23 protein-coding genes are annotated in these 21,028 nt (G+C 63.2%); 10 read left to right on the top strand and 13 right to left on the bottom strand.

Translation table 11 applies throughout. The features are described from left to right. Positions 1–7 precede the first annotated feature (7 nt). From H3Z74_RS03440 to H3Z74_RS03420, 5 genes are all read right to left on the bottom strand, one after another. A complete protein-coding gene (locus H3Z74_RS03440; protein ID WP_187762607.1) occupies positions 8–301 on the bottom strand; it encodes a YciI family protein in 294 nt (97 codons plus the stop codon). Between the two features lie 9 nt (positions 302–310). Then, positions 311–982 carry a DUF1579 family protein gene (locus tag H3Z74_RS03435; protein ID WP_229726855.1) on the bottom strand — a complete coding sequence of 224 codons (672 nt, stop codon included), beginning with the start codon at positions 980–982 and terminating at the stop codon, positions 311–313. Positions 983–1,131: 149 nt separating this feature from the next. Beyond that, a complete protein-coding gene (locus tag H3Z74_RS03430; protein WP_187764140.1) occupies positions 1,132–2,118 on the bottom strand; it encodes an AraC family transcriptional regulator in 987 nt (328 codons plus the stop codon). Positions 2,119–2,390: 272 nt separating this feature from the next. After that, positions 2,391–2,723, bottom strand: coding sequence for a hypothetical protein (locus tag H3Z74_RS03425; protein ID WP_187762605.1), 333 nt, complete (start codon positions 2,721–2,723; stop codon positions 2,391–2,393). After that, positions 2,720–3,142, bottom strand: a complete 423-nt coding sequence (locus H3Z74_RS03420; RefSeq protein ID WP_229727049.1) for a phage baseplate assembly protein V — start codon at positions 3,140–3,142, stop codon at positions 2,720–2,722. The genes H3Z74_RS03425 and H3Z74_RS03420 overlap by 4 nt, the downstream gene beginning before the upstream one ends. Before the next feature lie 471 nt (positions 3,143–3,613). Between H3Z74_RS03420 and H3Z74_RS03415 the strand changes: the two genes are divergently transcribed. The 10 genes from H3Z74_RS03415 (at position 3,614) to bfr (ending at position 14,529) form a co-directional block, all read left to right on the top strand. Beyond that, a complete protein-coding gene (locus H3Z74_RS03415; protein ID WP_187762603.1) occupies positions 3,614–3,934 on the top strand; it encodes an ArsR/SmtB family transcription factor in 321 nt (106 codons plus the stop codon). Positions 3,935–3,945: 11 nt separating this feature from the next. After that, positions 3,946–5,250: an alpha/beta fold hydrolase gene (locus H3Z74_RS03410; protein ID WP_187762602.1), complete on the top strand. Its 1,305-nt coding sequence runs from the start codon at positions 3,946–3,948 to the stop codon at positions 5,248–5,250. Positions 5,251–5,623: 373 nt separating this feature from the next. Further along, positions 5,624–6,628: an AI-2E family transporter gene (locus H3Z74_RS03405; RefSeq protein WP_229726854.1), complete on the top strand. Its 1,005-nt coding sequence runs from the start codon at positions 5,624–5,626 to the stop codon at positions 6,626–6,628. A gap of 599 nt (positions 6,629–7,227) precedes the next feature. Next, positions 7,228–9,186: a S9 family peptidase gene (locus H3Z74_RS03400; RefSeq protein ID WP_187762601.1), complete on the top strand. Its 1,959-nt coding sequence runs from the start codon at positions 7,228–7,230 to the stop codon at positions 9,184–9,186. Next, positions 9,183–9,521: an arsenate reductase family protein gene (locus tag H3Z74_RS03395; RefSeq protein WP_187762600.1), complete on the top strand. Its 339-nt coding sequence runs from the start codon at positions 9,183–9,185 to the stop codon at positions 9,519–9,521. Before H3Z74_RS03400 ends, H3Z74_RS03395 begins: the two co-directional genes overlap by 4 nt. Then, positions 9,518–10,966 carry a phospholipase D-like domain-containing protein gene (locus tag H3Z74_RS03390; RefSeq protein WP_187762599.1) on the top strand — a complete coding sequence of 483 codons (1,449 nt, stop codon included), beginning with the start codon at positions 9,518–9,520 and terminating at the stop codon, positions 10,964–10,966. The genes H3Z74_RS03395 and H3Z74_RS03390 overlap by 4 nt, the downstream gene beginning before the upstream one ends. A gap of 31 nt (positions 10,967–10,997) precedes the next feature. Next, positions 10,998–13,217: a phosphoribosylformylglycinamidine synthase subunit PurL gene (gene purL / locus H3Z74_RS03385; RefSeq protein WP_187762598.1), complete on the top strand. Its 2,220-nt coding sequence runs from the start codon at positions 10,998–11,000 to the stop codon at positions 13,215–13,217. A 10-nt stretch (positions 13,218–13,227) separates the two neighbouring features. Continuing rightward, a complete protein-coding gene (locus H3Z74_RS03380; RefSeq protein WP_187762597.1) occupies positions 13,228–13,635 on the top strand; it encodes a hypothetical protein in 408 nt (135 codons plus the stop codon). A 141-nt stretch (positions 13,636–13,776) separates the two neighbouring features. After that, positions 13,777–13,947, top strand: a complete 171-nt coding sequence (locus tag H3Z74_RS03375; protein WP_082006538.1) for a (2Fe-2S)-binding protein — start codon at positions 13,777–13,779, stop codon at positions 13,945–13,947. Between the two features lie 99 nt (positions 13,948–14,046). Further along, a complete protein-coding gene (gene bfr, locus H3Z74_RS03370) occupies positions 14,047–14,529 on the top strand; it encodes a bacterioferritin (RefSeq protein ID WP_034159346.1) in 483 nt (160 codons plus the stop codon). Between the two features lie 40 nt (positions 14,530–14,569). Here bfr and H3Z74_RS03365 read toward each other — a convergent pair whose 3' ends face one another. From H3Z74_RS03365 to H3Z74_RS03330, 8 genes are all read right to left on the bottom strand, one after another. Next, entirely contained in the window at positions 14,570–14,989 is a 420-nt protein-coding gene (locus tag H3Z74_RS03365) for an Hpt domain-containing protein (protein WP_229726853.1), read from the bottom strand. Positions 14,990–15,183: 194 nt separating this feature from the next. Next, positions 15,184–16,551: a ribosome biogenesis GTPase Der gene (der, locus tag H3Z74_RS03360; RefSeq protein WP_187762595.1), complete on the bottom strand. Its 1,368-nt coding sequence runs from the start codon at positions 16,549–16,551 to the stop codon at positions 15,184–15,186. A gap of 85 nt (positions 16,552–16,636) precedes the next feature. Continuing rightward, complete coding sequence (locus tag H3Z74_RS03355; RefSeq protein ID WP_187762594.1) at positions 16,637–17,959, bottom strand: outer membrane protein assembly factor BamB family protein; 1,323 nt, start codon at positions 17,957–17,959, stop codon at positions 16,637–16,639. Continuing rightward, entirely contained in the window at positions 17,956–18,651 is a 696-nt protein-coding gene (locus H3Z74_RS03350) for a tetratricopeptide repeat protein (protein ID WP_187762593.1), read from the bottom strand. The genes H3Z74_RS03355 and H3Z74_RS03350 overlap by 4 nt, the downstream gene beginning before the upstream one ends. 115 nt (positions 18,652–18,766) lie before the next feature. After that, positions 18,767–19,627, bottom strand: a complete 861-nt coding sequence (panB, locus tag H3Z74_RS03345) for a 3-methyl-2-oxobutanoate hydroxymethyltransferase (RefSeq protein WP_187762592.1) — start codon at positions 19,625–19,627, stop codon at positions 18,767–18,769. Between the two features lie 53 nt (positions 19,628–19,680). Continuing rightward, positions 19,681–20,118 carry a hypothetical protein gene (locus H3Z74_RS03340; protein ID WP_187762591.1) on the bottom strand — a complete coding sequence of 146 codons (438 nt, stop codon included), beginning with the start codon at positions 20,116–20,118 and terminating at the stop codon, positions 19,681–19,683. Between the two features lie 82 nt (positions 20,119–20,200). Then, positions 20,201–20,551 (bottom strand): ArsC family reductase, encoded by a 351-nt coding sequence (locus H3Z74_RS03335; RefSeq protein ID WP_187762590.1) that lies wholly within the window; start codon positions 20,549–20,551, stop codon positions 20,201–20,203. Then, entirely contained in the window at positions 20,548–20,970 is a 423-nt protein-coding gene (locus H3Z74_RS03330; protein WP_315443308.1) for a GNAT family acetyltransferase, read from the bottom strand. Before H3Z74_RS03330 ends, H3Z74_RS03335 begins: the two co-directional genes overlap by 4 nt. Between the last annotated feature and the right edge of the window lie 58 nt (positions 20,971–21,028).

The following is a 21,028-nucleotide window of genomic DNA, read 5'->3' as shown; positions in this document are numbered from 1 at the left end:
GCGACGCTCAAGTATGGAATAGCACCTCATAACCGTTGAAAGGAGCCAGGCCGATGATTTCGGGATTGAGCAGACCGCCCTTGACCGCCGGAAGCGCGTCGACATGACGCGTAGCTTCACCGATGTCAGCCGCTTCGATCATCATCACAGCCCCGCGTCCGGGCGCGGAAATGAAATGGATCGATCGCAGGACGCCGGACTTGGCAAGGCCCCACACCGCCTGAACTTCCGCACGACGAACCGCTGCCTGTTGCTGTTCCGTGGCATCATTGCGAAGACGCAGGATCGCGACAAACTGCATGCCTTCCTCCTAGCCCGGGATGCGGGTGTAAATGGTTCGGTCGATGAGGATGTTTTGCTGCCCGCCCGGCACATCGAAACGCAGTTCGATCTCGTGCCGGTCGGGATCGATGATGCGAATGATCGTGCGCATCGGAATGATCTTGCCCGCAAAGGCCTCGCCCAGGAGCCCCTGATCGCTAAACGTGCCGGACAGCTCGATCAGCTTGCCGGGCCTGTCCAGCGGCTCCGATTTGTAGAGCATGCTGTTCGCGTTCATGCCGTCGAACGTCGCGAACTCGTAGCGGTGGTCGATGTTGGAAAAGCCCAGCACGCCTAATCGATAATATGGTGCCCCGCCGATCGTGCCCTGGGTGATGTCCAGCAAATGCCTCCCGCCGCCAATCCAGCTTCGGGTTGTGGTGATCCGGTCCGACATTGCGGGGCGCTCCGCCGTTCCGAGTGCGATGAATATCTGCTTCGCCGCACGCCACCGGCCTTCAAGCGGCTTGAGCGCCGCATGGAAGTCGCCGGGCAGGCCACGCTTCACAAAGGGTGGCAGGTCCTGTGGAGATGTCGTTGGCGCATCGGCGGATTGGGCGATCACGGGAGAGGTCGCGGTCAGAAAAAGGATCGCGAGGGCTCCCGAAATCGACCGAGTTCTTCGCACGTTGCGAACTGTTTTATCAGGCACGACGGTCATCCTCATTCTTCAAGCCTCGGGATATTCGGCTTGAGAGGATAAGATGGTGCAGGCGTGTTTCCCATTGCCGAACGTGTCATCGGCATGGCCATTTGCGCTATGGAATGGAATGACGGCTGATGGATTCAGGGGTGTGCGGAACAGAATAATTATTCGGATGGCTTCCTGACGAAACTCGGGGAAATTCCGACAGTTCGTTTGAACGCGCGACTAAACGACGCTTCTGATTCATAGCCAAGTTGTGCGGCCACTTCGGTTACGGTCATGTAGTTGTTCCGAATCCACACCGTTGCCAAGCGCATGCGCCATTGGGTGAGATAACGGGCGGGAGAAGCCTTTAGCAGTTCATTGAAGCGTCGCGAGAACTGGGATCGCGACATGCCGGCGATGGCGGCCAGCGCGTTCAGGTTCCAGTCCTTTCCCGGGTCGCGGTGGATGCTGCCCAGCGCCCGTCCGACTTGCGGATCCTTGATGGCGGCAAGCCATCCGGTCAGGCTCGCCTCTCCGGTCTCAACCCATGTGCGGATGATATGGGTCAGGATGATGTCGGCGAGGCGTGCCATGATGGTTGCGGTGCCGATCCGCTGGGCCCGCACCTCTTGCGCCATGAGATCAAGAACGGCGGTGATGTAGGAATCCCGAAGATCATTCCGGCGGACATGGATGATTTGCGGAAGCATCTCCAGCAGCGGATTGGCGGTGGGCCCCTCAAAGCCAATGGTACAACAGACGATCAGGGTCGGTTCGCCGCCGCCGCCGGCCGCCAGGCGATAGGTTCCGTTGCCTATGAGCGTCGGCCCCAGATCGGCGAGCGGTCGGATCCGCGACGACTCATCGTTCGCAATCTCGTGCGCTGTGCCATGCGGTAAAAGAACCACATCCCCGGCGTGCATCTTGACCGGAGGAAGGTTGCTGCTACGCATCAGGCACCGCCCTTCCACGATATAGTGAAAGCGGACACCTTCCTTGAATGGAATGTCGATGCCCCAGGGGGCCGTCAGTTCAGTCCGGCCGTAGGTGGCGTTCGCCAGCCGCAGATCCTGAAGCACTTCGCTCAGCAGGTCTGGCGCGCGCGAAGGCTCGCAAACGCTGAAGTCACGAGGAGCGGCGTTCTCTCCTTTCAATTCGGCATACATTGCAATCATTCTCCGCTGCTGGACCGCCTGTGTGCTTCGATGCCGGCCGAGGTGGAAGATGAGTCAATGGCGGGTTTCAGGCAACGCGATTTGCACCGGAGCGGCATAAATTGGGCGCTGGCAGCCAGCGCGCGATCTCGGTCCCGGTATTTCGGGGAAACTATTCGCAGATTTCGGGATCCAGCCATACGCAACGAGGCGCACCAGTCAGCTATGGAGTCCCCGATCTTCCGAGACATCTTTGCCTGATTGCCAGCACCGCTGCGCCGCCCTTATGCGCCCGCCACACGTGTCTGCCCGCCGACTATCGTCACCGGTCCGGCCGGCACCTGACCAGCATTGAGGGCGATGCCCGCGCCCGCTTGCAGAACCGCTGGCTGGCCGCCGATCAGTACGCGTGTCGTACGTCCCACCCATCGAACGGAGACGCAGGGATCGGGCCGGTCGCCCACAAAGAAGGGACAGCCGGCGATCAGGCATGGATCGAACATGGTGACGACCGGCACTCTGCCGACGCGCACGCGGCCGCGACTTGTCGCGGCGATCCGACCCCCATGGGGACAGACAGCCACCGCATCGAGCGTGACCAGAGGGCTGGGTATCATGTCACTTCCAACGCGTCGTTGTTGACCGAGACCGTGGGCCCGACCAACGTTACCGATGCGCCTTGCCCATTGGAAATGTGGATTCCGGTATCGTTGAAGGTCAGCGCTGCGCCCGCTGCGGTCCGCAGAACGATGCCGCCCGCCGGACCCGGCGCATCGCTGATGACCAGGCTATGACCGCCCGGTGTCTTGAATGCGATGCCGAAGAACGGCGACGAGAGTATCGATCGAGGAAATTCCGCCGCTGTGGGCCAGAAGCCGCCGACCCATATCGGATGGTCGTCGTCGCCTCGTTCAAACTCCACCCAGACCGTCGCGCCAATGGGCGGGATCGCGATCATGCCGGCTCCGGCAGCCGCTACGGGAGTGCACGGCATTGCCCAAGGAGCAGGCGTCGCGCCATAAACATCAGGGATCATGAGCTGGATGCGCCCCAAGTCCTGCGGGTCGACATTGTTGACGACTGTCCCGCGATATTTGCCGAAACGCTGGCTTCGTCGAGGCATCATCTCGCTCCTTCATATGCGGTGCGACTATGGCATGGCGTAAAGGGAGTGACTATTGCGCAATCGGGCCGCTTGGATCGCTTGCCCGGTATTTTTCGGGGACACTATACTAAACTATCTACAGATTTCCGGATCCAGCCACACGCAACGACGCTAGTCAGTTAGGTGAGGTGTCTCCAAATCTTTCCATGCCAAGCACAAGCACTTGCGAGCTCGGGCTATGCCCGCGCAACGGGTGCGCCGCAGCGTGTTGCGGCCGCCAACATCCACACGACAGCGCCACGGTCGTTACGCCCCTGAGTTCGCACACCCGACCAGATTCTCCTAAACCAACGATCTGTATATGCTCTTGCATGTATATATATAATTGCGTATGTTGCCATCATGATCGACACCGTGCAGCAGCGATTGACCGCGATCTCGGAGCCGAACCGGTTCCGGATCGTCGAATTACTCAGGGATGGCCCGCGGTCGGTCGGCGGCATCGTCGACAACCTTGTCATGGGTCAGCCACAGGTGTCCCGGCATCTGCGCCTGCTCGCCGAGGTGGGCGTGGTCGAGGCAACGAAGCACGCACAGCAACGGATCTACCGGCTACGTCCGGAATCGATGCGCGAACTGAGCGAATGGACGCAGCGCTTCGCCGGCCTGTGGTCGGAACGGATGGACCGCCTCGGCTCCTTCCTTGACGGGACGGAACAGTGAGGAACCAGACCATGCCTGAGGACGGCATTGTGATCGACAGATCGCGCAACACCATCCACATCAGCCGCATCTACGCCGCCAATGTGGACCGTGCGTGGTGGGCATGGACCGACAGCGAGGCGATCGCGATGTGGTGGGGCCCGGCGGGCTGGACCGCGACCGTGTACGAAATGGACGTACGACCGGGCGGCCGGTGGCGGTTCCAGATCGCACCGGAGGACGGATCGGCCGGGCCGGTCCGCAGCGTCGCCACCTACGGCATCGTCGCCCCACGCGCGGAACTGACCTATGAGGACGCCTTCGCCGACGAGGCATGGCAACCCGACGGCAGCGGCACCTTCCCGACCTCGGTCACCTTCACCTCGACCGGCACCGGTTGCCGCGTCGAGGTCGAGGCAAGCTTCCCTGACGACGAGGCACTGCAGCGAGCGGTCGAGCTGCAGATGGCCGAGGGCTATGCCGAAACCCTCGACCGGCTCGGCAACCTGCTCGAAACACCCCAAGGAGACTTGATCATGCAGACCACCACCTCGGCCGACGGCACAACGATCGCGTATGAGAAGACCGGCTCCGGCCCGGCGATCATCGTGATCAGCAACGTCGCCGAGGACCACACTGGCGTCGCCGGGCTGGCCAAGGTCTTGTCGGAGCACTTCACGGTGATCCGTTTCGATCGCCGCGGCCGCGGCGGCAGCGGTGACCCACAGCCCTATGACCCCGCCCGCGAAATCGAGGATATCGCCGCACTGATCGACATTGCAGGCAGCCCCGCAGCCTTGACCAGCGGCTCCGGCGGCTGTGCGATCGCACTCGACGCGGCGAGCGCGCTCGGTGACAGGGTGACGGGCCTCTACCTCTACGAGCCACCGTTCATTGTCGACGACTCCCGGCCGCCAGCGCCTGCCGACTATGTCGATCATGTGGAAGAGCTTGTCGCGGCGGGCAAGCGCAGCGAGGCTGTCGAATATGTGATGACGGAGATGATCGGCGTTCCCACGGAGTACATCGAGCCGATGAAGCAGGACCCGTCCTGGGCTGAGATGGCACGTTACGCCCACACCTTCGCCTATGAAGGGCGCATCCTCCGGGGACTGATGGACGGCAAACCCCTGCCCGCCGACCGCTGGTCGATCGACGCGCCGATTGCGGTCGCCATCGGCGGCAACAGCGAGCCCTATTTCGGCGTGGGCGCCGACGCGTTGGCCACGCTCCTGCCGAAGGTCACGGTATTGACCCTGCCTGGCCAGGATCACGGCGCGTTCTGGGCAGCGCCGGAGCCAGTCGCCCGGCAAATCCGCGACTTTCTGCTCAACTGACGGGGCGAAGGCAGTCGGTCCCGGCGAGGCCCGCGACGTGCTCATCGAGCGATGAGCGTGCGGGAGAGTTGCATCTGCTCTTCGATATTCGCCACGGACTATTTCCGGGACACTAAATTATCCGCGGACTTCCCAGATCCAGCTATACACAATGACGCGCGCCAACCGCGCGACCGCTGAACGGTTCGAATTGCGGCCATGCCGGCCGCCCTCAGGGGCGTTTCGGGAGACGCCGACCATGGCGCTCTGGCGAAAGCTGGTCACGCAAGGCATCTTCAGGGACCAGGCGCAAAATCGCGAAGGGATGAACGTGGAAAAATCGAAGACGGCGCAAGTGCGCGCCCGGATCGCGCTTGCGACAGCGGTCGCGCTGGTGGCGCTGTGGATCGGTCATGCGTTCGTGCCGTCGATTTTATGGGCCGGCGTCGTGACCGTCGCGGTCGAGCCGCTTCGCCGCCGCATCGTGACCCGCTGGCCCGGCCGTCACACCCTCGCTGCCAGCCTGATCACCCTGGCGGTGCTGCTCATCGTCGTCGTGCCGGTGGTGATCGCCGTCTCACGCGCGGTCGTGGAAGCACAAAGCGCTGCGCTCTGGCTCGCACAAGCGCGTGCCAATGGCGTTCCCCTCCCCGCATGGGTAGCGACCCTGCCGATCGGTTCGACGGAGATCACCGCGTGGTGGAACACCCATTTGCTCACCGCGGCGGCCGCGTCGGAGCAGTTGGGACGGATCGACACCGACACGCTGCTCAAACAATCCCAAACGCTGACCCACGGCGTCATCAGACGCGTCGTCGTGTTCGCCTTCACCATCGTCGTACTGTTTTTCCTGATCCGTGATCGCGACACCGTGGTTCAGCAATTGGAACGCGGCACGAAGCGTGCGTTCGGCGAGGCCGGCATTCGCCTGGGCCGGCAGATCTCCGCGTCGGTGCGGGGAACGGTCGACGGGCTGGTCCTGCTCGGCCTGGCGCAGGGCATCATCATGGCCGTCATCTATGCCATTGCCGGGGTGCCCCATCCGATCCTGATAGGCCTGTTATCCGGTCTCGCGTCGATCGTGCCATTCGGGCTGGTCGCGGTCCTGCTGATCGCGGTGGCGCTGCTGGTCATCAAGGGTTCCATAACGGCTGCGATCGTGGTCGGCGTTCTCGGCTTCCTGATCAATTTCGTGATCGATCACTTCCTGCGCCCCGGTCTGATCGGCGGCACGACCCGCCTGCCGTTCGTGTGGGTGCTCATCGGCATCGTCGGCGGGGTGGAGACAATCGGGCTTTTGGGCCTGTTCGTCGGCCCCGCCGTGATGGCGGCATTGGTCCTGATCTGGCGAGAATGGATCGCGGACGGCGACATCGGCGTACCGGGTGACGCGACCTGACAAAGCCTGACCCTATTCAGGCACCCCGTCTCGACACTCTGTCATCGCCCCGTCTATTTTGGGGACACAATATTAAATTCCAGATCCGGCGATGTGCAACGATACGCGCCAATTAGCTATTGTGCCCCAAAATCTTCCATTGACACTAAGCAGCTGATATTGAAACGAATTATTTAAACTCCAGACACCCGACCGCGCCGAAGATATGGCACAATCGGGTGTCCCATATCTCTCCCGGTCAGCCTCCCCCCTCACCGCCGTTGAGCAGATCGATTCACATCACGCTCGGCTGATGTCATGCCCACCCTCGGAGCGCGGGCTTTCATGTCGCGGGCGGAAGCCTCGTCGACAGGCCGATTCAGTTGTGCAGGCCCGACCATCAACCAGACCGAAGGCTGGAGTGAGCATGTCATGACCCTGCCCAGGATTTGTCACGATACTCCCGCAGCTGCGGGAATTTGCAGTCATGCCAACACCCGTACCGGATATGCTGCGGCGCCAAACGACATGATCCCCGAATCAATCCCGCTGATGCCCGGCACGCCCCTTTCCCCTGCCCCGCCACTCTGCCAGATGACGGCATCACAGGGAGAATCAGCGTGCGTCATCTGCTTGCCGCCACCGCCATCAGCGTCCTTGCCATCGCCGCGAGCCCGCTCGCCGCACAGGTCAAGACGCCCGACCGGCCCGTCACCGATCCAAAAAGCGTCACCTCACCGGTCAATCCCAATGCCCGCGCCGTGCCGGTCGAGGATATCGGCACCTCGCGCACGCTCGGCAGCACGGCGTGGAGCACCGACGGCAAGCAGATCTTCGTCGCGACCAACCTCACCGGCCGCACCAATATCTGGCGTACCGATACGGCCGGCAGCTGGCCGGTGCAGATTACGCAGGCGGATGATTCACAGACGGGGCTGGTCACCTCGGCCGACGGAAAATATGTCTATTTCCAGCAGGATGTCGGCGGCAATGAATATACCGACATCTACCGCGTGCCGGTCGATGGCGGTGCGGTCGAGAATCTGACCAACACGCCCGATCGCCAGGAAAGCAGCATGCTGGTCGGCCCGAAAGACGGGCTGACCGCGCTCTCGGTCAAGCTCAAATCGCAGGGCCAGTCGAACATTGCGGTGATGGACGGCGACGGCAAAGTTCGCGTGCTGACGAGCGAAGCCGATGCCCAGTTCGGCTGGTCGCCGGTGGCGTGGATCGAGGGCGGTGCGGCGCTCATCGCCGGGCGCAGCCGAGTCGATTCACGCGTTGCCGAAGTGTGGCGGATCGACATCGCCAGCGGCGGCACCACGAAGCTGCTCGGCAAGGCGGACACCGTCTATCAGGCCAATGACGTGACCGCCGACGGCAAATGGATTGCGGTCAGCACCGATGAGGGCACCGGCCAGCTTCATGCCGGCCTGTATGATACCGGCGCGAAAAGCTGGCGCTGGCTGAAACCGACGCCATGGGAGCAGGAGGCCAGCAGCTTCACCCGCGACGGCACGGCACTGATCTTCGCCACCAATGCCGATACCCGCAGCACGCTCTACCGGTTCGATCTTGCGACCGGTGCCGAGACAGCGCTGCCGATCCCGCCGGGGGTCAATTATCTCGCCGGAGCGGATCCGCGGTCGCCCGATGGCAAGACCTTGCTGGTCAGTCATTCGGGCGCAGACTCGCCGGCCAATCTCTATCTCTATGATCTCGCGACCGGCCAGTCGCGACCGGCGACTCAACTCGCCATCGCCAGCCTGATGCCGGCCGTGCTGCCCAAATCGCAGGTCGTCACCTATAAGAGCTTCGACGGCACGCTGGTCAGCGCGATCGTGACCATGCCCGCCAACCTCAAGCGCGACGGCGGCAATCCGGCGATCGTGCTGCCGCATGGCGGCCCGACCGGGCAATCACAGGACGGCTATAGCCGCTACGCCACCGCCTTTGCCAGCCGCGGCTATGTCGTGATCCAGCCCAATTTCCGCGGCTCGACCGGCTATGGCAAGGCCTTCCAGGAAGCGAATTTCAAGGACCTGGGCGGTGGCGACCTGAAGGATACCGTCGCGGCCAAGACCTTTCTGGTCCAGACCGGCTATGTCGATGCGAAACGCGTCGGCATCTTCGGCGGCAGCTATGGCGGGTTCATGACCCTGATGGCGATCGGTCGCACGCCCGACGAATTCGCCGCTGCGGTGCAATGGTTCGGCATCATCAACTGGCGCACCATGTACCGCGACCAGGACGAGCGGCTAAAGGCCTATCAGCGTGGCCTGCTCGGCACGCCCGAATCCGACCCCAAAGTCTATGACGCCGCTTCGCCGCTGACCTATATCCGCGCCGCCAAGGCGCCGCTGCTGACGATCCAGGGCGAGAATGACATCCGCGTGCCGCGTGGCCAGGCGCAGGAGGTCAACGATATCCTGACGGCCAAGGGCAATGTGGTCGAGACGATCTTCTACCCGGCCGAAGGGCACGGCTTCCAGAAGCGCGAGAACCAGCTCGATTCGCTCAAGCGTACTGTGGCGTGGTTCGACAAATATCTGAAACCGGCAGGAGTAGCGGCAAAGTGAAGGCGACGATCTGGCATAATCCGCGCTGTTCCAAGTCGCGCGAGGCGCTGGCGATCCTCAACGGCGCGCCCGGCGTCGAGGTCGAGGTGGTGGAGTATCTCAAGACGCCGCCGACCCGGGAGAAGCTCGCCTCGCTCTATGCACGCGCAGGCATGACGCCGCGCGAGGGGCTGCGCAAAGCCGAGGATGGCGCAAAGGCGTTGGCCGGAGCCAGCGATGATGCGATCCTCGACGCGATGGTCGCCGATCCCATCCTGATCGAACGCGCACTGGTCGAGACCGAGAAGGGCGTCCGGCTCGGCCGCCCGCCCGAGCGCATTCGCGAAATCCTTTGAGCGGGCTCGAACCCGGCCGCAATTGCTGGCGGATCGAACAGGTCGACAAGGCGACGGTGCTGATCGACGCGGATCGCTATTTCCGCGCCGCGCGCTCGGCAATGCTCAAGGCGCGGCAGCAGATCCTGCTGATCGGCTGGGATTTCGATGCGCGCATCGACCTGGTGCCCGGCGAGCATGTCGAGGATGGCGGACCGCATAATGTCGGGGACTTCATCTACTGGCTGGTCGAACGCAACGCCGATCTCAACGTCTATCTGCTGCGCTGGGATGTCGGCGCGGTGAAGACGTTGCTGCGCGGTACGACCATCTTCACCGTGATCCAATGGATGCGGCATCCCCGCATTCATACCAAGCTCGACAGCTTCCACCCGGTCGCGGCCTCGCACCACCAGAAAATCGTCGTGATCGACGACTGCCTCGCCTTTTGCGGCGGGATCGACATGACCTCGGAGCGCTGGGACACGCGCGAGCATCTCGATGAGCAGCCCGGCCGGATGATGAACGGCAAGCCCTATAAACCCTGGCACGACGCGACCACCGCGTTGCAGGGACCAGTCGCTATTGCGTTGGGCGAGCTGTGTCGCGACCGCTGGGCGCTCGCCGGTGGCGATCCGATCGCCACGCCGGACGTATCGGCGGATTGCTGGCCGGACGATCTCGACGCCGATTTCAGCGACATCCGGGTCGCAATCTCCCGCTCGCAACCTGAAATGCCCGACCTCGACCCGGTGCACGAGATCGAGGCGCTCTATCTCGACCTGATCGCGCGCGCGACGCGGCACATTTATGCCGAAAGCCAGTATTTCGCCTCGCGCCGTATCGCCGAGGCGATCGCCAAGCGGCTCGATGAAGCGGACGGGCCCGAAGTGGTGATCGTCAATCCGGTCACGGCCGAAGGCTGGCTCGAGCCGATCGCGATGGACACCGCACGGGCGCGCCTGTTCGAGGCGCTGAAGCACCACGACACCCACAACCGGCTGCGCATGTATCACCCGCACACCGCGGGCGGCGCGCCGATCTATGTCCATGCCAAGATCCTGGTGATCGACGACCAGGTGCTGCGGGTCGGGTCGTCCAACTTCAACAACCGGTCGCTGCGGCTCGACACCGAATGCGATGTGACGATCGATGCCGATCATGGCGCCGACCCGGCCTGCATCCGCGCGATTCGCGACGGGCTGATCGCCGAGCATCTCGGCAAGGAGATCGATGTTGTCGCAGCAGCAATCGACGCGAGCGGCTCGCTGATCGAAACGATCGAGCGGCTGCGTGGACCGGGCAAGACACTGATCCCCTATGAAGTACCCAATCTCAGCGAGGTCGAAGCATGGCTCGCCGACAATGAAGTGCTGGATCCCGAAGGCCCGGACGAGATGTTCGAGGCTTTCGCCAAGCGCGGCCTGTTCCGTCGCCTGCGTTTTTGGAAGCGCCGTAAGGGGTGACGAATCTCCCCGCTGTCGTTAGAGCCGCCGCATGAGCGAGATCACACCGCAAATCGTTGCCGAGCACGGCCTGTCGCCCGAAGAATATGAGCGTGTCCTGCACGCCATGGGACGCGAGCCGAACATCACCGAGCTGGGCATTTTTTCGGTCATGTGGTCGGAGCATTGCTCCTATAAATCCAGCCGTATCCATTTGAAAAAGCTGCCCACCACCGGCCCGCAGGTAATTTGCGGACCCGGCGAGAATGCCGGCGTGATCGATATCGGCGACGGCCAGGCGGCGATCTTCAAGATGGAGAGCCACAACCACCCGTCCTATATCGAGCCCTATCAGGGTGCGGCGACCGGAGTCGGCGGCATCCTGCGCGACGTGTTCACCATGGGCGCGCGGCCAGTGGCGAATCTCAATGCGTTGCGTTTCGGCCGGCCCGATCATCCCAAGATGCGCCACCTGATCGCCGGCGTCGTCCATGGCATTGGCGGCTATGGCAATTGCGTCGGCGTGCCGACGGTCGGCGGCGAGGTGAATTTCCACCGCGCCTATGACGGCAACATCCTGGTCAATGCGATGACCGTCGGCGTCGCCGAGACCGACAAGATCTTCTATTCCGCCGCCTCCGGCGTGGGCAATTCGATCGTCTATGTCGGGTCGAAGACCGGCCGCGACGGCATTCATGGCGCGACCATGGCCTCGGCCGATTTCTCCGAGGATTCGGAGGAGAAGCGCCCGACCGTGCAGGTCGGTGACCCGTTCACCGAAAAGCTGCTGATCGAGGCCTGCCTCGAACTGATGGCGTCGGATGCGATCGTCGCGATTCAGGATATGGGCGCGGCCGGCCTGACCTCGTCCAGCGTCGAGATGGCGTCGAAGGGCGGCGTCGGGATCGAGCTCAACATGGATCATGTACCGTGCCGCGAAACCGGCATGACGCCCTATGAGATGATGCTGAGCGAGAGCCAGGAGCGCATGCTCATGGTGCTCAAGCCTGGCCGCGAGGATTTCGCCGAAGCGATCTTCCGCAAATGGGAGCTCGACTTCGCGGTGATCGGCAATGTCACCGATACGGGCCGCATGGTGCTGACCTTCAAGGGTGAGACGGTGTGCGATATCCCGCTCGGCCCGCTGGCCGACGAGGCGCCCGCCTATGACCGTCCCTGGGTCAAGACGCCGCCGCCGGCGCCACTGTACGATGTGCCGGTGACGACCGATATCGCGGCCGACCTGCTCAAACTGATGGCCTCGCCCGACATCGCCAGCCGGCGCTGGATCTGGGAACAATATGACCACATGGTCGGCGGCGACACGGTGCAGCGCCCCGGCGGCGACGCCGCGGTCGTGCGCGTCCATGGCACCAATAAGGGCCTGGCGATCACCACCGATTGCACCCCGCGCTATTGCTATGCCGACCCCTATGAAGGCGGCAAGCAGGCGATTGCCGAGGCGTATCGCAATCTGAGCGCGGTCGGCGCCAAGCCGCTCGCCACCACCGACTGCATGAATTTCGGCAACCCGCAGCGGCCCGAGATCATGGGCCAGTTCGTCGGCTGCATCGAGGGCATGGCCGAAGCGTGCAAGGCGCTCGACTTCCCGATCGTGAGCGGCAACGTCTCGCTCTACAATGAAACCAAGAATGACGACGGCACCGGCTCGGCGATCCTGCCGACGCCGGCGATCGGCGGAGTCGGCCTGCTTGCCGACTGGTCGAAATCGGCGACCATCGCGTTCAAGGGCACTGGCGACGTGATCGTGCTGATCGGCACGCGCAGCGGCCATCTCGGCCAGTCGCTCTGGCTGCGCGAAGTCCATGGCCGCGAGGAAGGCCCGCCGCCGCCGGTCGATCTCGATGCCGAGCGCCGCAATGGCGAATTCGTGCGCCGCGCCATCGCTGCCGGCGCGTTGACCGCGGTCCATGATGTATCGGACGGCGGCGTCGCCGTGGCGATCGCGGAGATGGCGCTGGCCGGCAATATCGGTGCAATGCTTCACGCTCCCCTGCCCTGCGGCGTTGCCTGTTCGCTGTTCGGCGAGGATCAGGGCCTCTATATCGCGACCGTCGCCGACCATGCGCTGCTCGACACGCTGTCGGCCGCCCATGCCGCCGGGGTGGAGATGGAGCGGATCGGGCGCACCATCACCGACCGGCTGATCTTCGAGCTGACCGATGACGACCATGTTGTGACGCTGGCGCAGCTGCGCAGCGCGCATGAAGGCTTCTTCCCGGCCCTGATGGGCCCCGATCTGGTCGCATAGGGTAAGGCGGGTGGCGAGCGGCTATTCGGGCACGCCGCTTGCGACGAAGCTTGGCCTGAAGGCCGGGCAGCGCTGCTGGTTCCGCGACATGCCCGACAGCGTCCGGGCGGAAATCGATCCCGAGGCGATCGGTGTCGACGAGCAACTCGCCCCGTCCGCAGGGCTGGAGGCGGCGCATATCTTCGTCACGCGCGCCGCGGACCTGGCACGTGATGTGGCGCTGCTGCGCGGCCTGCTCGCCCCCGCCGGGTTCCTGTGGGTGTCCTGGCCGAAAAAGGCCGCGAAGACAGACACCGACATCACCGAGGATGTCGTGCGTGCGGTCGCGCTGCCGATCGGGCTGGTCGATATCAAGGTCTGCGCTGTCGATGCGACCTGGTCGGGGCTGAAGCTGGTGATTCGCAAGGAGCTTCGCTGAATCGAAAATTCGCGCATCACTAAGTTCGGACTCAACTCCGATGCGCTTCCCACGCTTCTCAGCTCTTGCGAATCAACCGCAAAATAGCTTGCGAGTAGTTCGCATTAGCCCTAGATAGAAGGCCAAGCGGTGGAGCATCCAATGGTCGTCTGCGTTTGTAATGCAATTCGGGAACGTGACGTGCGCGAAGCGGCGCGGCAAGGTGCGACCAGCGCCTGCCAGGCCTATCGTGCACTGGGTCGCCAGCCGAAATGCGGCCAGTGCGTCCCGTTTGCGCGAGCCATTATCGATTCGGAACGTGCTGCTGCGTAGCGTTCGCAGACCCAGAAAACCGCAGAATTCCGCCATTTTTTGACTGTTCGCTGCCCGCTCGTTGCGCTATCATACGCGTAACGAACGGAGATATGTGCCATGAAGGGCGACGCGAAAGTCATCGATTATCTGAACGAGGCGCTCAAGAATGAGCTGACCGCGATCAACCAGTATTGGCTGCATTACCGGCTGCTCGATCATTGGGGCGTGAAGAAACTCGCCGAGTTCGAGCGCCACGAATCGATCGACGAGATGAAACATGCCGACTGGCTGTCGGAGCGCATCTTGTTCCTCGACGGTCTGCCCAATTTCCAGCTGCTCGGACGGCTGCGCATCGGCGAGTCGGTCGAGGAAGTGCTGAAAGCGGATCTCGCGCTGGAGATGGAGGCGCTGCCGCTGCTGCGCGACGCGATCGAGCATAGCGAGAGCGTGCGCGACTATGTAAGCCGCGACCTGTTCCGCCGCATCCTCGACAGCGAGGAAGAGCATGTCGACACGCTGGAGCGCCAGTTCGAGATGATCGAGCGGATGGGGCTGGAGAATTATATCCAGCTCAATGCAAAGGCCGAAGAGAGCGAGTAAAGGAATCGGAGCGCGCGATACGTCGCGCGCTCAACCCTGTTTAATTCTCGAACAGCGGGCGTTTGCCGAAGGAGGCCGGGCGGCGCTCGACCAGCGGATTGGCTTCGCGCTCGAGCAGGTTGAGCGTCTCTTCGAACAGCGGACGCAGCCTGACGACATGACGCAGCGCCTGTTCGGGCGTGTCGTGGCTCTCGACGCAATCGCGGGCGATGGTTTCGATTTCCTCGGCAAGCTCGCCCAGCGGTTCGGCACCGAACTGACGTGCCTCCCCTTTCAGCGTGTGCGCCGGGATCACCAACGCGGCGGCATTCTGCGCGCGCATTGCGGCCTCGATCGCCGCGACCGACTTCACGCCGTCTTCGCGGAAATAGCCGAGGATGCGCACAAAGCCCGCCCCGAGTTCGCTCCGCGAACGCGAAAAGGTCGTCCAATCGACCAGCGTGCTGCCCTCAAATGACACTAGCGTCTCCCTCCCTCCGGGCATGATCTGCCCTAGAGGTTCGCCCTGTTTCTAGCCCGCGTCAGTAAAGGATGGATTGACGGAAGGGCCATGTCGGCCCCAATTTGACTATTCGGCCGCCTGTTTGAGCCGGAAAATCACCGACCACATCCTGTATCAGGCGAATTTCATCCTAGCCGGATCAACATCGCCGATCATCGGTCGAACGGATTCTTCGGTGCTCGAAGCGTCAGCCGCACCGGTACCGCACCAAAGCCGAGATCGCGGCGAATGCCGTTGATCAGATAGCGTTGATAGCTTGTCGGCAATTGATCGACCCGCGTACCGAACAGCACGAAACCCGGCGGGCGCGTCTTGGCCTGAGTCAGATAGCGCAGCTTGATGCGTTTGCCGCCGGGTGCGGGCGGCGGATTGGCCTCGATCGCCTTTTCGAACCAGCGATTGAGTTCGCCGGTGCCGATCCGCTTCGACCAGGCCTCGCGCGTCTCGAACGCGACCTTGAGCAGCGTATCGATGCCCTTGCCGGTCGCAGCCGACACGGTCAGCACCGGCACGCCCTTGACCTGGCTCAGCCCTTCTTCGAGCGCCGCCTTGACGCCGTTGAACAGGCTGGAAGCATTTTCCGCCACGTCCCATTTGTTGAGCGCGACGACCAGCGCGCGCCCTTCCTGCAACGCGTTGTCGGCGATGCGCAGGTCCTGCGCTTCAAGCCCGCGCGTCGCGTCGAGCAGCAGCACGACGACTTCGGCAAAGTCGATCGCGTGCAGCGCATCGGCAACCGACAGCTTTTCCAGCTTGTCCTGCACATTGGCGCGCTTGCGCATACCGGCGGTGTCGATCAACCGAACCGCGCGCTCGCCGCGTTCGGGATCGTTCCACAGCCATTCGATCGCAATCGAATCTCGCGTGATGCCGGCCTCCGGCCCGGTAATCAGCCGCTCCTGGCCAAGCATGCGATTGATCAGCGTCGATTTGCCGGCATTGGGCCGCCCGACGATCGCCAGCTTGAGCGGCGCATCGGGGTTCTCGGGATCTTCCTCTTCCTCCTCTTCGAGATCCTCATGCTCGATATAGGGGAGCAGCGCGTCAAAGAGATCGCCCATACCTTCGCCATGCTCGGCGGACAGCTGGACCGGATCGCCGAAACCGAGCGACAGCGATTCGAGAATGCCGGACTCCCCCGCCTTGCCTTCCGCCTTGTTGGCGACCAGCACGACCGGTGTGTTTGATCCGCGCAGCCAGCGCGCGATTTCCTCGTCGAGCGGGACCAGCCCAACGCGCGAGTCGATCATGAACAGCGCGACATCGGCCTGCGCGACGGCAGCCTCGGTCTGCGCGCGCATCCGGCCGGGCAGCGAGGCAGCATCTTCATCTTCATAGCCGGCGGTGTCGATGATGCGGAAGTCGAGCCCGACCAGCGTCGCGTCGCCTTCGCGCCGGTCGCGCGTCACCCCGGGCCGGTCATCGACCAGCGCGAGCTTCTTGCCGACGAGGCGGTTGAACAGAGTCGATTTGCCGACATTGGGCCGGCCAATGATCGCGACCGTAGGGAGTTTGGACATGAGCGTGCCTTACGCCGCTCTGCAGCAAAGGTCACCCCAATGTGCAACATCAAGGTCCCGCCCATTGGGCGAGACCTCGAAATCATTACCGATAGGCCGAAATCCGGCCCTTCTTGTCGAGCACATAGAGTGTGTTGTTGGCGACGACCGGCGGCAGGCTGAACGGAGCCCCACCCTTCATTGTCGAGCTGATTTCGCCATTGCTGACCGATGCGGAGACGATTTCGCCTTCCGAATTGGTCAGGATCAGCCGGTTGCCGGCCAGGACGGGGCCGAACCAGGTGATCGGATTCTTGCGCTTCTTGACGTTCTTGTACCCATCGAGCTGGCTGATCCAGCGCACCAGTCCGGTCGATCGCGTCAGGCAGACCAGCCGTGCATCGTCGGTGATCAGGAACAGCCATTCGCCCGCGATCCACGGCGTCGAGATACCGGCGAAATTCTGCGACCAGACGCGCTGGCCGGTGGCGAGATCGATTGCAACGGTACGACCGCCCTGACCGACGGCATAGACGCGACCCTGATCGATCACCGGCGCAGCGTCGATATCCGCCAGCGACGATACCGAAGTCGAGATTGCCGAACGCGACAATGCATCCTGCCACAGCGGGCGACCATTTTCGTAGCGATAGGCGTTGAGTTCGCCCGACGAGAAGCCGGCAACCACGGAGCCTTGCGCCGCGGCCGGCGCGGCAACGCCGAACACCCCTTGCGATTCGAGCGAACCGGATTGAGTCCAGCCGACCGTGCCGTCGGCCAGCGCGACCGAGAACAGCTGATTGTCCTGGCTCAGCACATACAGGTTACCGTTGGAAATGGTCGGCGAACCCCGCAACGGGCCGCCCGGTTTCGTACGCCAGACCTCAGTGCCGTTATTGGCATCGAGCGCCACGACATCGCCGAGACCATCGGTCGCATAGACCCGGCCATCCTCGAAGCTGACGCCGCCGCCAAAGCGTGCGCCCTTGTTCTCTGTGCCCTTGACGATGCTGGTCGACCAGACCTTGGCGCCGGTGTCGGCGGCAAAGGCATAGACCGTCGCATCGACATCGATCGCGTAAAGCCGGCCACCGGCGACGACGGGAGGCGCCGCGAGCCGCTGGCGATTCGATCCGCCATTGACGGTGGCAGTCCAGGCCCGCGAGAGCGAACCACCCAGGGCCAGCTGACCCATCGATTTGGATGCACTGCCGCCCGGCTGGCTCCAGCTGTCATTGACCTCGGCCGGCGGCAGCAGCACCTCCACCGCGGCGATCGTCTTGTCCGGCTCGCTGGCGCTTTCGGAGAGCAGGATCGGCACGCGATCCCCCAGCACCGGCGTCTTCTTCTGGCCGCCCTTGAACACGCCACAGGCGCTGAGCGCCAGGAGAGCCGCGATCGCGAGCGGCACCCTCTTCCCTGTCATCATGGTGCTTTCTTTTCCTCAGGTGTTTCGACCGCGTCTACACCCAATACGCCCGCCATCTGAACCGCGCGTTGACGCAAGGTGGCGGGAACGGTTTCTTCGCGGGCGATCTGGCCGAACAACGGGCCTGCCAGATCTTTCCGGTTCATCCGCAGATAGGCGCCCGCGACCAGTTCGCCCGCGCTTCCGAACCAGGGGTTGCCCTTGACTGCGAGCGGTCGCAGGCGATTGACGATAACGTCCGGCTTCAAATCGTCGAATTCGATCGATGTCTGGCGCACCAGTGCGAGATCGCGGAACGGCTGATCCAGCGACGTATCGGCGGCGATCTCGGCCAGCTTGCCGGCGGCGCCCTTCAGATCCTTCTTCTGCAGCAGCGCATCGGCCTGAGCGAATTTGGCGGTGGCTCGATAGCCCTCGACGTTCGATCCGGCCAGTTCCTGCAAGACCTTGGCGTTGGCCGGCTTCGCGGCGGGATCCTCGACCACCGCCTGCAGCTCTTCGCCCTGCTTGCCGGCGGCTTCGGTCTTGTGATGCTGCCAGTAGAGGAACCCGCCGAACAGCGCGAGGGCCGCAACCACAGCCAGGATCAACCAGCGGCCATAGCGCGTCCAGACACTGGCGAGCTGGTCGCGGCGGAGTTCTTCATCGACCTCACGCAAAAATGCTTCGTCGGGGTTCGGCGGGACGGCCAAGGCAGGCTCCAGATACGGGGTCAGGATGGGGAGGCGCGGACCTTAGCGGCGGCAGCGCACAAACGGAAGTGACTCAATCCTTAGCTAATTTGGCTTCCGACACGTTAGCTCCGGCTCAGGACTTGGGCTGGTAAGTCTGTTCCGGCCCGGGAAAGGTCCGCGACCGCACATCGGCTGCATAGGTCTCGACTGCGGCAGAAATACGCCCGGCAAGATCATCGAACTTCTTCACGAAACGCGGCGTGCGTTCGAACATACCGAGCATATCTTCGGTGACCAGCACCTGGCCGTCGCAATCGGCCGACGCGCCGATGCCGATCACCGGGCACGACACTTCCGCCGTGACGGTGCGGGCCAGGGGCTCGATGATCCCTTCCGCGACGATCGCGAAGGCGCCGGCATCGGCGATCGCGCGCGCATCGGCAACGATCTTCGCATGCTCGGCATTGCTGCGTCCGCGCGCGCCATAGCCGCCAAGCGCGTTCACAGCCTGCGGCGTCAGGCCGATATGGCCCATGACCGGAATGCCGCGTGCCGTGAGGAATGCGACGGTCGGGGCCATCGCCTCGCCGCCTTCCATCTTGATCGCCGCCGCGCCGGTCTCCGCCATGACGCGCGAGGCCGAGGCAAAGGCCTGTTCCGGGCTACCCTCATAGCTGCCGAACGGCATGTCGATCACCACCAGCGAATGATAGCTGCCCCGCACAACCGCCGCGCCATGCGCGCACATCATGTCGAGCGTCACCTGCAGCGTGGAAGGGAAACCGTAGATCACCTGGCCCAGGCTGTCGCCGACCAGCAATATGTCGCAATGCGGATCGAGCAGCTGCGCCATGCGCACCGTATAGGCGGTGAGCATCACCAGCGGCTCCTTGCCCTTGCGATTGAGGATCGCCGGGACGGTCAGCCTTTTCATCGGTGCCGGTGTGGGATTCGCGCGGCTGGTCGATGTATCGATCGTATAGGTCGTGGACATGACCTGCGAACTAGCGGATCGGGCGGGCCGATGCCAGCACCGCAATCATGCCGTCAGGCAATCCAAGCCCGTTTCCGCGCAAGGCCAGCAAACCAGACCTGGAATGCCGCAACGATCGCGATGAAGATCGGCAAAGCGCAGGCGACGACAAAGCCCTTAACCGCTATCAGGTCGGTCGCGGCGAAGACCCAACCGAACTGCAGGACCACGCTCACCAGCGACAAGACGAAGAAAATCCGCGCAAGAGCCGAGCGCGCGAGAAGCGCGATACCGCCAAGCAGACCGCTGATCGTCGCCACCGCATAGAGCCAGACGAACCATGTCGGCTGGCTGGCCCGCAGATTGCGGTCATACTCGCTCAACTGTGCCTTGACGGCATCGCTCATCGCGGCATCCGTATAGAAGGCGAACACGCCCACTATGCCCCACAAGGTGAGGACAATCGCAACGACCCAGAACCAGACCGGCGGTGTTTCCCGAAGATTTGCCATATACTCCTCCCCATTGTCAGGCGGAGGATGACTCTTCCTTGACGGAAAGGCAAATCGGCCCGATCCGGCCTGATTTTGAGGGTCAGGAACCAAGCCCCGCCGCCGCATAGGCATCGGGCTTGAACCCGACCAGGATCGTGGCGCCGGTATCGAGCACCGGGCGTTTGATCATCGACGGACCGGCCAGCATCAGCGCGATCGCCTTTGCCTCGTCGATATCGGCCTTGTCGCCATCGGGCAGCGCACGAAAGGTGGTACCGGCACGATTGAGCAGTATTTCCCAGCCGACGATCCCGGCCCAGCGCCGCAAGGTCGCTTCATCGATCCCGGCGGATTTATAGTCGTGAAAATCATAGGCGACGCCGTGATCGGCGAGCCAGGTCCGCGCCTTCTTGATCGTGTCGCAATTCTTGATGCCGTACATCACCGTCATTGATCGTCCTTCAGAAACCGTCCGAGCGTCACGACATTCTGCCGCTCCAGACCCAATGCCGCATAGAAGCCGAGTACGGCTTCATTATCGTCGCGCACCATCAGCTGCAGCTTCGGCACGCCGCGCCCGCGCAGCCATTGCTCGGCCGCCGCCATCATCGCTCGCCCATGGCCGCCGCGCCGCCTGTCGGGCGCCACTGCGAGATAATAGACCCAGCCGCGATGGCCGTCGAAACCGGTCATGACACTGGCCACGATCGCCTGCTTGTCGCGCGCGATCAATATGGTGCTGGTCGGCGTATCGAGCGCCAGCGCGAAATCGGCCCGGGCATCGTTCCACGGACGGATCAGGCCGCACGCATCCCATAGCGCGATGACCGCTGGACCATCCCCGGCTTGCGCAACGTCAATATCGATCACGCTTTCATCCGTTTCTTTCCTCCCGGTCATTTCCCGCTTTACCTCAACCTTTGTTGAG

The sequence above is a fragment of the Sphingomonas alpina genome, from assembly GCF_014490665.1.
Taxonomy (GTDB): domain Bacteria; phylum Pseudomonadota; class Alphaproteobacteria; order Sphingomonadales; family Sphingomonadaceae; genus Sphingomonas; species Sphingomonas alpina.
This window is presented reverse-complemented; position numbering and strand designations above follow the sequence as displayed.